Genomic DNA, 12,804 nt, shown 5'->3' on the forward strand with positions numbered 1-12,804 from the left:
CCGACGTGGCGTGCGGATCAGTCCACGCGTTTCGCCGACTTGATCATCACCGGATCACTGGGCACGTTCTGCATGCCGCGTGAGGTCGTGGTCGGCACGTTGGCGATCTGGTCGACCACTTCCATGCCCTTGACCACCTTGCCGAAGACTGCATAGCCAAAATCACGGCCACCATGGTCGAGGAAGTCATTGTCCTTCTGATTGATGAAGAACTGGCTGGTGGCCGAGTCCTTTACTTGAGTGCGAGCCATCGCGAGGGTTCCCCGGACGTTGTGCAAACCGTTGTCGGCTTCGTTCTTGATCGGACCCTGGGTTGCCTTCTCACGCATGTCTGCGGTGAAGCCGCCAGCCTGGACCATGAAACCCGGAATCACGCGGTGGAACACGGTGTTGTTGTAGTGGCCCTTGTCGACGTAGGCAAGGAAGTTGGCGGTGCTGATCGGTGCCTTGGCTGCGTCCAGCTCGACTTCGATCGGGCCCATGCTGGTGTCGAGCAACACGTGAGGGTGCTGGGCGTCGGCGGCCATCAGGTGGCCCGCCAGGGACAGGGAACAGGCGGCCAGAAGGATTTTTTTCAGCATGGGTGTGAAGTCCTTGAAAAGGGGAGGCAAATGCTTTGAGCCAAAAGCGGCGCAAGCGTTCGGGGCAATGTGTGGCAAGCGTGCCGCCAAAGGACGGCCACGGCGAGTCGCAGGGGCAAAATCAATGTTACCGAATGTTCGCAGGACGAGGGGGTCAGGCGCCCTGATCCAGCACCACCTGCTCCAGCGCCGGGATCGGCACGTCCAGCGGGGCGGTATCGAAAGTGCGCAGCAGTTCGACGAGAATCTGCGTGGCCGGACCCAGCGGCTTGTCCTTGTTCGAATACAGATAGAACGTGGGGTGCCGACTGCCGCCCTGTTCCAGAGGCAAGGCGGCGAGGGTGCCTTCGCGCAGCTCGCGTTCGATCATGTGCCGGGGCAACCAGGCGAAGCCCAGGCCACTGCCGACGAAGCTGGCGGCGGTGGCCAGGCTGCCGACGGTCCAGCGCTGCTCTGCGCCCAGCCAGCCGACGTCGCGCGGTTGCTGGCGCCCCGAGTCACGGATCACCACCTGCATGTGGCCGTGCAGGTCCTGCACGCTCAGCGCCCGGCCCATGGCCAGCAGGGCGTGTTCGGGGTGCGCGACGGCAATGAATTCGATGGCGCTCATTTCGGCGCCCAGGTAGCCCGGAATGCTGTAGCTGCTGATCGCCAGGTCGGCGACGCCTTCCTGCAGCACTTCCTCGACCCCCGACAGCACTTCCTCGCGCAGCCGCACTCGGCAGCCGCGGCTCTGCGGCATGAACGCGGTCAGGGCACGAATCAGCCGCGCGTTGGGGTAGGCCGCGTCGACCACCAGGCGGACTTCGGCTTCCCAGCCCTGTTCCATGTGGTGCGCAAGGTCTTCCAGCTGGCTGGCCTGCTTGACCAGTTGCCGGGAGCGGCGCAGCAGCACGCCCCCGGCGTCGGTGAGCACCGCCTTGCGCCCGTCGATGCGCAGCAGCGGTACCCCGAGCTGGTCCTGCATGCGGGCCACGGTGTAGCTGATCGAAGACTGCGAGCGGTGCAGGGCTTCGGCCGCCTGGGCGAAGCCGCCATGGTCGACCACGGCCTGCAGGGTTCGCCATTGATCAAGGGTGACGCGCGGCGCTTTCATCTTCGACTCCTGTGTCTTGTGCGCACCGCCCGCCCGAGGGTGCAGCGATCCGTCCCGATGCGCCACAGGGTAGAGGAATGATCGGACAAGACAACTTATTTGATGGGTCGTGGCAGGTATCCAGGGGTCTTCCATCGATCCCACGCTGGCTTCACTGGCCTGACCTGCCCCAGATGCGCTAAGGTCCGCGCCTCGCAAATTCGGGGCGCACCATGCAATACCTTCTGATCGTCACCCTCATCCAGGCCTTCTCTTTCAGCTTGATCGGCGAATACCTCGCCGGTCATGTCGACAGCTATTTTGCCGTCCTCGCGCGGGTCCTGCTCGCCGGGCTGGTGTTCCTGCCGCTGACCCGCTGGCGCCAGGTCGAACCGCGCTTTCTGCGCGCCATGCTGCTGATCGGCGCGCTGCAGTTCGGCATTACCTACGTGTGCCTGTACCTCAGTTTTCGCGTGCTGAGCGTGCCGGAAGTGCTGCTGTTCACCATTCTGACGCCGGTGCACGTGACCTTGATCGAGGATGCGCTGAATCGCCGTTTCAACCGTTGGGCGCTGGTAGCGGCCCTGGTCGCGGTGGCAGGTGCCGCCGTGATCCGCTTCGACCGCGTCAGCCCGGACTTCTTCATCGGTTTCCTGCTGTTGCAGGTGGCCAACTTCACCTATGCTGCCGGTCAGGTGCTGTACAAGCATCTGCTCGCGCGCCACCCCAGCGATCAGCCGCAATACCGTCGCTTCGGCTATTTCTATGTCGGCGCCTTGCTGGTGGTGCTTCCGGCATTCCTGCTGTTCGGCAACTCCGACCACCTGCCGCAGGCGCCCTTGCAATGGGGCGTGCTGGCGTTTCTCGGGCTGGTGTCGACGGCGCTCGGCATGTATTGGTGGAACAAGGGCGCAAGCCTTGTGCCGGGGGCGACGCTGGCGGTGATGAACAACCTCCACGTACCGGTCGGTCTGCTGCTCAACTTGCTGATCTGGAACCAGGACGAACCACTGGGACGGCTGTTCCTGGGTGGCGGTGTGATCCTTTTCTCGGTGTGGTTGAGCCGTCTGGGCGTGCGTGACAGCAAGGTGCAAGCATGATGAAAACAGGATCCACAGAAACGTCCACACGCAACTGGTCCAGCGTCATCGCGCTGGCACTGGCGGCGTTCATCTTCAATACCACGGAGTTCGCGCCGGTCGGGCTGCTGACGTCCATCGGTCAGAGCTTCGCCATGCCAACGGCGCAAGTAGGGCTAATGTTGACGGTGTATGCCTGGGTGGTGTCGCTGATGTCGTTGCCGATCATGTTGCTGACGCGCAACGTCGAACGTCGCCGGTTGCTGATCGGGGTGTTCATGCTGTTCGTGGTCAGCCATGTGGTGTCCAGTGTCGCCTGGAGCTACGCAGTGTTGCTGGCCAGTCGCATCGGTATCGCCTTTGCCCACGCCCTGTTCTGGTCGATCACGGCATCGCTGGCGGTGCGGCTGGCGCCACCGGGCAAGCACACCCAGGCGTTGGGGTTGTTGGCCACCGGGACGTGCCTGGCCATGGTGCTGGGCGTACCGCTGGGGCGGGTGGTGGGCGAGGCGCTGGGATGGCGCACCACGTTCGTCGGAATCGGTGTGGTGGCGACGGCGGTGGGGCTGTGGCTGGCGAAAAGCCTGCCGGCGCTGCCGAGTCAGAACTCCGGTTCGCTGCGCAGCCTGCCCATGTTGCTCAAGCGCCCGGTGCTGGTCGCGCTGTACGTGACCACGGCGCTGGTGATCACTGCGCAGTACACGGCCTACAGCTACATCGAACCGTTCGTGCAGGCGGCGGCACGCATGAGCGGGGAGATGACCACGACCTTGCTGCTGCTGTTCGGCGGCGCGGGGGTGATCGGCTCCCTGGTATTCAGCCGCTACAGCGGCCGTTATCCGCGTAGCTTCATGGTGGTGTCGATCGCCCTGCTGGGCCTGTGCCTGATGCTGCTGTTGCCGCTGGCGCGCCACGCCACCTACCTGAGTGTGGTGAGCGTGGTCTGGGGCATATCGATCATGTGCTTCAGCCTGGCGATGCAGTCCAAGGTGCTCGAGCTGGCGCCGGATGCCACGGACGTGGCCATGGCGCTGCATTCGGGCATCTATAATGTCGGCATTGGCGGTGGGGCGCTGCTGGGCAGTGTGGTGATCACCCAGTTGGGGGTGGCGAACATCGGCAGCGTCGGTGCGCTGATGGCGGGGGCGGGCTTGCTGCTGTGCTGGCACACCACGTATCGGCGTGGTCATTCGGCACCCGCCTCGGGTTGACCGGTCTGCAACACCGCGCCGATCCCGGACGCGGCTTGCGCCGCTGCTACAGGGGAATGCGGTGTTTCTGGGGTAACGCGTTGAGGCGCGATACAGGGGAATGCGGGGGGTCGGGGGAACGCGTTAAGGCCGGATGCAGGGGAATGCGGTGTTTCTGGGGTAACGCGTTGAGGCCTGATACAGGGCAACGCGGTCCCTGTAGCAGCGGCGCGAGCCGCGTCGGCGGCGCATGCGGTTTGCCTGGGTGACCGCGTGCTGGTCGGATACAGCATCGAGGGCGTAACTAACGGTTCCGCTTGCAACCCTTTTTAAAATACAATCGATCTCATTTACATCTGACAGGTGCCGATGATGGTCGATCTTGCGGGGGCGGACGTTCGGGCGTTCGAAACGCTCTACCGCGACAATCGCAGCTGGCTGGAGCAGTGGCTCAGCCGCCGGCTGGGCAGTGCCTGGGATGCGGCGGACCTTAGCCAGGATACGTTCGTCCGGGTGCTGGCCAGCCCTCAGTCGGTGGCTGACCTGCAGGAGCCTCGCGCCTATCTCAAGACCGTCGGCAAACGTCTGCTGGTGAACTTCTACAAACGGCGCAGCCTGGAGCAAGCTTATCTGGATGCGCTCGCCACGCTGCCTGCAGACGTCGCGCCTTCGCCGGAACAGCGCTGGCAGGTGCTGGAAACCCTGCACGCCCTGGATCAGCTGCTCGATGGCTTGCCCACCGCAGTTCGCCGCGCCTTTCTGCTCAGCCAGCTGGAGGGGCTGGGGTACCGGGAAATCGCCGAACGGTTGCAGGTCAGCGAGCGCAGCGTCAAGCGCTACATGGCGCAGGCCTACGAGCACTGCCTGCTGGCCGAGCTGTGCTGAGCCCCGAGCCGAGCGACGAAGCACGTCGGGTTGCCCGGTCGGCGGCACGCTGGTGGGTGTGCATCGAGTCCGGCGCGGTCAGCGAGCAGGATCTTGCCCGCCTGCAACGCTGGCGTGAAGCCAGCGACGCCCACGAGTCGGCCTGGCGGCGGGTATCGGCGCTCAAGGGCCGCTTTCAGATCCTGCCGCCAGCGCTGGCCATGGCCAGCCTGGATCGTCCGGCGCCAGGCCGTCGCGACATGCTCAAGGGCTTGCTGGGCGTAGCCGTAGTGGCCCCCGCCGGCTGGTGGCTCGCGCGCGAGCTGCCCCTCGACGCCTGGCGCGCCGATGAGGCCACCGGGACTGGCGAGCGGCGTCGACTGACACTGGCCGATGGCAGCGTGTTGCATATCAATACCTCGACGGCGGTCGATATCGATGCCGAAAAACGGCAACTCACTCTGCGGCGCGGAGAATTCATGTTGCGCCTGGCCGATGCCACGCCGTTCCACATCCGCACGGCGCTCACCGACGTGAGGCTCGACCAGGGTGAGATCAACGTCCGCGAGGGCAGCGGAGTCTGTCGGCTGTCGGTGCTTGCCGGGCAGGCAGAGGTTCGCCCCACAGGCTTTGCCGCGCTTACCTTGCGCGCGGGGCAACGTATACAGTTATCCGACGCAGGGCCTGGTCCGATCACCGGTTTCGATCCTCGCCAACCGGGTTGGCGCGAAGGCGTGATCGTTGCCCTCAACCAGCCCCTGGGGGAGTTTCTGCGCGAGCTGGACCGTTATCGCCCCGGCATTCTGCGCTGGCAGCCCGAACTGGAAGCCCTGCGCGTGACCGGCAGTTTTCGCCTGGACGAGCCTGATCAGGTATTGAATCTGTTGGCGGTCAGCCTGCCGCTGAGCGTGCAGTGGCGCACGCGCTATTGGGCCACCTTGGTGCCGCAGGAAAAATCCGCGTAGCGCCTGTCCCCTTTTGCGCGCTCGCTTGTCATGGAAAGGTAAGCACACTCAAAGAGCCTTCAGCCATGCCCGCACGGCCCCCTCGTTCGTTCCCCCGGTCCACCCGCAAGCCACCGACCCACTATGCGCGTGCGCTGCACCTCAGCGTGGTGCTCGGCCTGGCGCCGATGCCGTTGCAAATGGCCCTTGCCGATGGCGGCGCTCGCGTCTACAGCGTGCCGCAGGGCGATCTTGCCGCTTCGTTGACACGCTTTGCCAGCCAGGCCGGTGTCAGCCTGTCGGTCGCCCCCGCGTTGGTCGATGGTCGGCGCAGCGCCGGGCTGGCCGGTGAGTACAGCGTCGAAAGCGGTTTCGCCCAGTTGCTGGCCGGTAGCGGTCTGCGTCTGCAGGCGGTGGGGCAGAATGCCTATATCCTGGTAGCTGCGCCCCAAGGGGCAGACGTCGTGGAAATCACCCCCACCACGGTGACCGGTGCCGCGCAAGGCAGCCTTGCAGGCGAGCCGTATGCCGGTGGGCAGGTGGCGCGGCGTAGCTCGCAAGGCCTTTTGGGTGCGCGGGACTTCATGGACACGCCGTTCAGCATGACCAGCTACACCAGCGAGACCACCAAGAACCAGCAGGCCCGCACCCTGGGCGATCTGGTGGCCAGCGACCCGGCAGTGCGTACCACCAACCCGGCAGGTGGGCGTTTCGAACAGTTCACCATTCGTGGCTTCAGCCTGTTCAACAGCGATGTGTCCTACAACGGGTTGTACGGAATACTGCCCACGTATTCCATCGACATGGAAATGGCCGACCGAGTGGACATCCTCCGCGGGCCCAGTCAGTTGATCAATGGCATTTCCCCGCGGGGCAGTGTCGGTGGCGGCATCAACGTGGTGCCCAAGCGTGCCACCAATACGCCGATCAACGAGTTCACCGCCAGTTACGCTTCCGACAGCCAGGCCGGCGGCGCGGTGGATGTCGGCCGCCGCTTTGGTGAAGATCAGCGCTTTGGTGTCCGCCTCAATGCGGTGAAGCAAGCAGGTGATACCACGTGGGACCAGCAGAGCGTGGACCGCGAGATGGCCGTGATCGGGTTGGATTTTCGCGGCGAGCGCCTGCGGCTTTCCACCGACCTGGGGCATACCGCACGTGATACCGATGCGCCGCAGGAGCGCGTCCAGGTCGGTGTCAACGCGCGCGTGCCGGGTGCCAACCATGTGCGCGACAACTACGCGCAACGCTGGAGCAAGGCGCGTACCGAGGATACGTTCGGGGCGTTCAATGGCGAATACGATTTGAATGATTCGACCCTGCTGTACGGCAGCATCGGTGCACGGGAAAGCAACCACGATTTCCTCCGGCACAACGTGTCCGTCACCAACGATGCCGGTGCCTTCGAGGTACTGCCCCGCGACTTCACCCGCGACGAGAGCGTGCGCACGGCCACGGTGGGCGTGCGCAACTGGTTCCAGACCGGCTCGGTCAGCCATGAGGTGAATCTGGCCGCCAGTCATTTCTACATGGACTTCACCAATGGCGGTGCGCGCTACGCCAGGGGGCGCAGCAACCTTTACGACCCGATAGCGACGCCGACTCCGAACAATCCCACGCGGCAGGACGCGAAGGTCTATACCGAGAACAGGTTCGACGGCGTGGCGCTGTCCGACACCCTCGGCTTTTTCGACGACCGCTTGCTGCTGACCCTGGGCGGGCGCTGGCAGCGGGTCAAGGTCGATGACTGGAGCGATGGGGTGAAAGGCGATACGGGCTACGACGAGGAGAAGTTTTCGCCTTCGGCAGGCGTGCTCTACAAACTCACCGACGAGCTGTCGCTGTATGCCAACTATCTGGAAGGCCTGAGCCAGGGCAAGATCGCGCCTTCCACCTCGATCAACGAGGACGAGATTTTCCCGCCTTTCATCAGCCGCCAGGTGGAGGTGGGTGCCAAGTACGATCTGGGCAGCCTGGCTATCACCGCGGCCGCGTTTCGTATCAAGCAGCCGGCGTACGAAACCAACACCGTCACCCGCACCTTCGGGCCCAATGGCAAGCGCGAAAACAACGGCGTGGAATTGAGCGTGTTTGGTGAGCCGCTTGCTGGCGTGCGCCTGCTGGGCGGGGTGATGTACATCGACAGCGAGCTGAGCGGTACCACGGCAGGCGCCTTCGATGGCAACCGTGCACCCGCCACGCCCGAGCTCAATGTCAACCTGGGTGCAGAGTGGGACGTGCCGGCCTTGCCAGGGTTGACGCTCAGTGGACGCGGGATCTACTCCAGCGCGCAGTACCTGGATCAAGCCAACAGCAAGGAAATCGACAGTTGGGAGCGATTCGACGTGGGTGCGCGGTACGCGTTCAAGGTGCAGGGCAAGGCCGTCACGCTGCGCGCCAATGTCGAGAACGTGCTGGACAAGCGCTACTGGGCGTCGGCTGGCGCTTCGGACGATAGCGAGCCGGGGTTGACCTTGGCCACCCCGAGAACCTACCTGGTCTCCGCCACGGTTGGCTTCTGACTGTCCGTGGGACCAGCCATCTGTGGGAGCGGGCGCTGTGGTGTGTCAGACGGTATGCGATGAAGCCTTCGCGGGCAGAGCCCGCTCCCACAGGTTGAAGCGGGACCCTGTAGGAGCGGGCTCTGCCCGCGAAAAAGACACTGCGGTTTATCGGCTTAAACCTTGAAGCGTCCGACCAACCCTTTCAGATGTCCGGAAATGTCTGTCAGCCGCCCCGATCCCGATTGTGCCGTGTGCGCGTACTCTTCGACCAACTGAGCATCGGCATGGATCTGCGCGATGTGCCGGTTGATTTCTTCGGCCACCTGGTGCTGCTCCTCTGCCGCCGTGGCGATCTGGTTGTTCTGGTCACGGATCGAATCAACCGAAGTACGAATCTTGTCGAAGCTATCCCGCGCCTGCTGGATGCATTCGACGCTGTCCTGGGACACCTGCAGGCTCCCCTGCATCTGCTGGGTGATGACCTGGGTACGGCGAGCGAGATTGCCCAACAGGCCGTCGATTTCCCCGGTCGAGTCGGCGGTACGACGGGCCAGCGCCCGCACCTCGTCGGCGACCACGGCAAAACCACGCCCCTGGTCTCCGGCCCGCGCCGCCTCGATGGCGGCGTTTAGCGCCAGCAGATTGGTCTGCTCGGCGATGGAGCGAATGGTGTCCAGAATGCTGTTGATGTTCTTGCTGTCCTGCTGCAGCAGCTGCATGGTTTCAGTCGACTGTTGCAGCTCCGAACTCAGTTTGAGCACGCAGGTGGTTGCCTCGCCAATACGCTGCTGACCGTCGCTGACCTGTTGGTAGCCATTGTCGGCGCTGGTGGCCGCTTCGCCGCAGGAACGCGCCACTTCGTTGGCCGTCGCGACCATTTCGTTGAACGCCGTGCTGACCAGCTCCACCGCTTCGCGCTGGCGCCCAGCCACTTCATCCATATTGCGCGCGACCTCGTGCGTGTCGGCGGCGGCCACCTGCAGGTCGGACGATGCGGTGCCGATACGTTGCACCAGCTGCGAAATCATCCCGATGAACTGGTTGAACCACCCGGCCAACGCCGCCGTCTCGTCCTTGCCCTGAACCGTCAGCTGACGCGTCAGGTCGCCTTCGCCTTCGGCAATTTCCTGCAGGCCGTTGGCGACGCCCCGGATCGGCCGCACGATGACCCCGGCGAAGCTTGCACCGACGATGGCGAATACCACGGCCAGGGCTGCGGCGATGGCTGCGATCAGCCAGGTCAGGTTCGATGCCCGGGCCATCACCTCCTCACGCTCGATCAGGCCGATGAAGCGCCAGCCAAGCCCGGACGAGCTGACGATGTTGGCCATGTACACCTTGCCGTCGATCTCGACCTGGGTCGAACCGTCGCCGTGCCTGGCCAGCCCGGCGTAGTTGGCGCCCAGGTCGGCCAGCGGCTTGAAGTTGTGTTTTGCATCGCTGGGGTCCACCAACACGTTGCCGTTGGCCTCGATCAGCATCAGGTAGCCGCTGTTGCCCAGCTTGATGTTTTTCACCAGTTCGGTCATCTGCTTGAGCGAAACATCCAGGCCCACCACGCCGACCACCTTGCCGGCAGCGTCGGTGACGCTGTGCACCGTACCGATCAACGACACATCATCGGCCGCCCAATAGTAGGCGTCCGTGCGCACGGTGGTGCCGGGTGCGGCCATCGCCGCCTTGTACCAGGGGCGCTGGCGCGGGTCGTAGTTGGCGATCTTCGGATCGTTGGGCCAACTGGCGTAGCCGCCATCGCTGAGCCCCAGGGACAGGTAGGCGGTGCTCGGATGGGTTTTGGCGAAACCGTCGAAAATCTCCAGCAAACGCTGGTTGTTTTCGGTCAGGGGAATCTGTGGGGCGTCTGCGCCCGAGTAATTCTTCAGACCCGTGGCGGCGACGATACGTGGGTCCTTGGCCAGGTACTCCACGTTCTGGCTGATGCCATCGAAGAACTGCTTCATGCCATTGTCGATCTGACGGATCTCCCGCCCGCTGCTGTCGACGAAGTCGGCCCTGGCAGCTTCGCGCAAGTTGAAGACGACGAGCACGGCGACCACGATCACTGGCAGGCAGGCGATGATCGCGAACCCCCAGGTCAATTTTTGCTTGATGTTCATGGTGTATTCCGCTGGTTTTATAGGTGTTGGTCGGCAGAAGGAAAGGCAGCGTGCTGCGTGCAGTCTCGGGAATTGTTCTTCGCATCGCTTTCAACCTATCGGCGACGAAAGGTCAAGCTGAACTGCGTCCGGCGGGCGCCGGACAGGCGGTCGCTTCGGCACCTTAAACGGTGGTGGGCCGGCAGCCCGCTCGCGGTACTTTTTCAGTCGTGCAGAGTCTACACAGTGACTTTTCTGACAGAGCTTTCGCGCATGCTTACCGTATCTCGTTTTCCACTGTTCGCCTTCGCGCTGGCCGCGGTCATCCAGCCAAGCGTGGCGGCACCGCGCAGCGTGCCTTCCATTGACACCGAAGACGCCGCACTGGGCAGTGTCGAGATCGGCGAGGAATCAGGCCGCTTTCACCCGCAACTGAGCGTGGATGTCCGCAATGGCGACTTCGCCCGCGGCAACTACGACGATGACGCGGCAAGCCTGGGTCGCGTGCCCTTGCATGCCCAGGCCGGTTTCGCCCTGGACCTGCACCAGGCTGTCGACGGTCGTGCCAACGCCTGGCTGGTGTTCAGCACGAGCAACGGTTTTCATGATCCATCGAGCGATGAAAGAGTAAGCCCGCGGCGCTGGTACGAGAGCAACAACCTGCTGGGATTGGTGATATCGCCCGTCGAGGGGTTGAGGCTGGGGTTTGTCTACACGGTCAAGACCAGTCCGAACGATGTCGCCGACACCACTCAGGAGGCGAGCTTCACCCTGGCCTACCAGGCTGAGTCGGGGTTTGGCGCATGGCGCCCGGGTTTGGCGATCACCAGCCGTACGCAGGGGGACAGTGGCCTGTATACCCAAGGCAGCGTGGAGCCTGGTGTGGACCTGAGCGATGCCGGTCTGCGCTTGAGTTTTCCCAGCACGGTCGGGATCGGCTGGAATGGATTCTATGGTCCCGATTCCGGCGACCGTCTCTATGCCCGCAGCGGGCTGGCGCTCGAGCAGCCCTTCAAGTGGGGGGAAACACGCTGGAGCGCCCGCGCCGAGGCCCTGGCAATCTACCGCGATGGCACCCTGCGCGAACTCAGCGGCCCGAACGGCGAAACCGACAGCGTGGTGCCTCAGGTGACCATGAGCCTGTCCATGGCGTACTGACCATTACCTGTAGGAGCGGGCACGGACCGCTCCTACAGATGAATCTGCTTCGGGGCCAGGGCCTGGTGCCTCTACCAGGACACACCTTGATTCAGAATCCCTGCTTCGGCAAAAACCTGTAACGGTATGATCTGGCGCATTCCCATCCCTCCCTGAGGTTTCCATGCAATCCAGACTCATCGCTTACCCGGCCATGGTCGCGCTGACCGTCCTTCTTGCCGGCTGTGACGCGGCCGAAACCGCGGCGAACAAGGTCATCGAAACCTCCAAGACGCAACTGGTCGAAGCAGCGCGTGACACCTTCAGCGAATCGGCCAAGCAGATCAACGAGACGATCGACAAGGCGCAGCAGAGCGCCAAGCCGTGGATGCAGAGCAGCGACGACAAGGCTGAAACCCAACACTCTGCAGCCGAACGAGAGAACAAGGCCAAGTCCGAGGGTTGAATCCGGCCCGCGCTTGCACACCTCAACATGCGTCAGTCCGGAAGATCAGCGAGCAGGGCCCACTACTCGCTGCGGCCGACGCGGCTAGATCTTAAAGCTGTCCACCAACTGCTTCAAACGGTTGGCCTGCTGGGAAAGCGCATCGCAATTTCGCAGGGTTTCGGTGAGGTTGGTCACGCCCTGCTGATTCAGCATGTTGATTTGACTGATATCCACATTCAGCGCCTCCACCACCGAAGTCTGCTCCTCGGTAGCGGCAGCAACGGATTGGTTCATGCCGTCGATCTCGCCGATTCGCTGGGTCACGATGGCCAGACGATCGCCGGCCTGGTTGGCCACCGTCATGCTTTGCTGACTGGAAGCCTGGCTGGTATTCATGGTCACCACCGCTTCGCGCGAACCCACCTGAAGCGCCGTGATCATCTTGTGAATCTCTTCGGCAGACTCCTGGGTGCGATGCGCCAGGTTTCGCACCTCATCGGCCACGACTGCAAAACCACGGCCCGCTTCACCGGCCCGCGCCGCCTCGATGGCAGCGTTCAAGGCCAACAGATTGGTTTGCTGGGAAATACCCTTGATCACGTCGAGGATGTGGCCAATGTTGTCGGTGCCCGCGTTCAAGGTTTCAATCTGCTCGCACGACAGGCTGATTTTCTCGGATAACGTGCTTATTGCCTCGATGGTCCGCGTCATCACTTGGCGACCGTCGTCGGCCTGACCGCTGGCATCGCTGGCCTGACGCGACGCTTGCGCGGCGTTGCGGGCAATCTCCTGGGCGGCAGCACCCAGCTCGTTGATTGCAGCTGCAACGCTTTCGGTACGGGCGCTTTGCTCGTCGGAGCCTGCGATGGACTGGTTGGAAGAGTGCATG

11 protein-coding genes are annotated in these 12,804 nt (G+C 63.6%); 7 read left to right on the forward strand and 4 right to left on the reverse strand.

Features of this window, described 5'->3' with window-relative positions; translation table 11 throughout:
• Nucleotides 1-17: 17 nt before the first annotated feature.
• The gene (locus tag IFT75_RS06290) at nt 18-581 is read right to left on the reverse strand and encodes a peptidylprolyl isomerase (RefSeq protein WP_122479230.1); all 564 of its coding nucleotides are present in this window, start codon (nt 579-581) and stop codon (nt 18-20) included.
• A gap of 154 nt (nt 582-735) precedes the next feature.
• Entirely contained in the window at nt 736-1,677 is a 942-nt protein-coding gene (locus tag IFT75_RS06295) for a LysR family transcriptional regulator (protein ID WP_192053822.1), read from the reverse strand.
• Nucleotides 1,678-1,889: 212 nt separating this feature from the next.
• Between IFT75_RS06295 and IFT75_RS06300 the strand changes: the two genes are divergently transcribed.
• The 5 genes from IFT75_RS06300 (at nt 1,890) to IFT75_RS06320 (ending at nt 8,252) form a co-directional block, all read left to right on the forward strand.
• On the forward strand, nt 1,890-2,756 hold the full coding sequence (locus IFT75_RS06300; RefSeq protein ID WP_192053824.1) for a carboxylate/amino acid/amine transporter: 867 nt from the start codon (nt 1,890-1,892) through the stop codon (nt 2,754-2,756).
• Complete coding sequence (locus IFT75_RS06305) at nt 2,756-3,946, forward strand: sugar transporter (protein ID WP_122479227.1); 1,191 nt, start codon at nt 2,756-2,758, stop codon at nt 3,944-3,946. Before IFT75_RS06300 ends, IFT75_RS06305 begins: the two co-directional genes overlap by 1 nt.
• A gap of 351 nt (nt 3,947-4,297) precedes the next feature.
• A complete protein-coding gene (locus tag IFT75_RS06310; protein ID WP_122479226.1) occupies nt 4,298-4,810 on the forward strand; it encodes a sigma-70 family RNA polymerase sigma factor in 513 nt (170 codons plus the stop codon).
• Complete coding sequence (locus tag IFT75_RS06315; protein ID WP_199864062.1) at nt 4,807-5,754, forward strand: FecR domain-containing protein; 948 nt, start codon at nt 4,807-4,809, stop codon at nt 5,752-5,754. Before IFT75_RS06310 ends, IFT75_RS06315 begins: the two co-directional genes overlap by 4 nt.
• 167 nt (nt 5,755-5,921) lie before the next feature.
• Nucleotides 5,922-8,252 (forward strand): TonB-dependent receptor, encoded by a 2,331-nt coding sequence (locus tag IFT75_RS06320; RefSeq protein WP_244652716.1) that lies wholly within the window; start codon nt 5,922-5,924, stop codon nt 8,250-8,252.
• A 155-nt stretch (nt 8,253-8,407) separates the two neighbouring features.
• Here IFT75_RS06320 and IFT75_RS06325 read toward each other — a convergent pair whose 3' ends face one another.
• On the reverse strand, nt 8,408-10,351 hold the full coding sequence (locus IFT75_RS06325) for a methyl-accepting chemotaxis protein (RefSeq protein ID WP_122479224.1): 1,944 nt from the start codon (nt 10,349-10,351) through the stop codon (nt 8,408-8,410).
• Between the two features lie 252 nt (nt 10,352-10,603).
• Here IFT75_RS06325 and IFT75_RS06330 point away from each other — a divergent pair, with 252 nt between their 5' ends.
• Both IFT75_RS06330 and IFT75_RS06335 read left to right on the forward strand, forming a co-directional pair.
• Nucleotides 10,604-11,488, forward strand: a complete 885-nt coding sequence (locus IFT75_RS06330; protein ID WP_244652702.1) for a hypothetical protein — start codon at nt 10,604-10,606, stop codon at nt 11,486-11,488.
• Between the two features lie 163 nt (nt 11,489-11,651).
• Nucleotides 11,652-11,933, forward strand: a complete 282-nt coding sequence (locus IFT75_RS06335; RefSeq protein WP_192053830.1) for a hypothetical protein — start codon at nt 11,652-11,654, stop codon at nt 11,931-11,933.
• A gap of 84 nt (nt 11,934-12,017) precedes the next feature.
• Here IFT75_RS06335 and IFT75_RS21580 read toward each other — a convergent pair whose 3' ends face one another.
• Nucleotides 12,018-12,803 (reverse strand): methyl-accepting chemotaxis protein, encoded by a 786-nt coding sequence (locus tag IFT75_RS21580; RefSeq protein WP_425311994.1) that lies wholly within the window; start codon nt 12,801-12,803, stop codon nt 12,018-12,020.
• Between the last annotated feature and the right edge of the window lies 1 nt (nt 12,804).

Source organism: Pseudomonas sp. CFBP 8758 (genome assembly GCF_014841725.1).
GTDB lineage: Bacteria > Pseudomonadota > Gammaproteobacteria > Pseudomonadales > Pseudomonadaceae > Aquipseudomonas > Aquipseudomonas baltica.

Bases quoted from the DNA above. Each gene is read 5' to 3' on its own strand.
- IFT75_RS06290 (WP_122479230.1), bottom strand. From the start codon at position 581: ATGCTGAAAAAAATCCTTCTGGCCGCCTGTTCCCTGTCCCTGGCGGGC.
- IFT75_RS06295 (WP_192053822.1), bottom strand. From the start codon at position 1,677: ATGAAAGCGCCGCGCGTCACCCTTGATCAATGGCGAACCCTGCAGGCC.
- IFT75_RS06300 (WP_192053824.1), top strand. From the start codon at position 1,890: ATGCAATACCTTCTGATCGTCACCCTCATCCAGGCCTTCTCTTTCAGC.
- IFT75_RS06305 (WP_122479227.1), top strand. From the start codon at position 2,756: ATGAAAACAGGATCCACAGAAACGTCCACACGCAACTGGTCCAGCGTC.
- IFT75_RS06310 (WP_122479226.1), top strand. From the start codon at position 4,298: ATGGTCGATCTTGCGGGGGCGGACGTTCGGGCGTTCGAAACGCTCTAC.
- IFT75_RS06320 (WP_244652716.1), top strand. From the start codon at position 5,922: ATGCCGTTGCAAATGGCCCTTGCCGATGGCGGCGCTCGCGTCTACAGC.
- IFT75_RS06325 (WP_122479224.1), bottom strand. From the start codon at position 10,351: ATGAACATCAAGCAAAAATTGACCTGGGGGTTCGCGATCATCGCCTGC.
- IFT75_RS06330 (WP_244652702.1), top strand. From the start codon at position 10,604: ATGCTTACCGTATCTCGTTTTCCACTGTTCGCCTTCGCGCTGGCCGCG.
- IFT75_RS06335 (WP_192053830.1), top strand. From the start codon at position 11,652: ATGCAATCCAGACTCATCGCTTACCCGGCCATGGTCGCGCTGACCGTC.
- IFT75_RS21580 (WP_425311994.1), bottom strand. From the start codon at position 12,803: ATGCACTCTTCCAACCAGTCCATCGCAGGCTCCGACGAGCAAAGCGCC.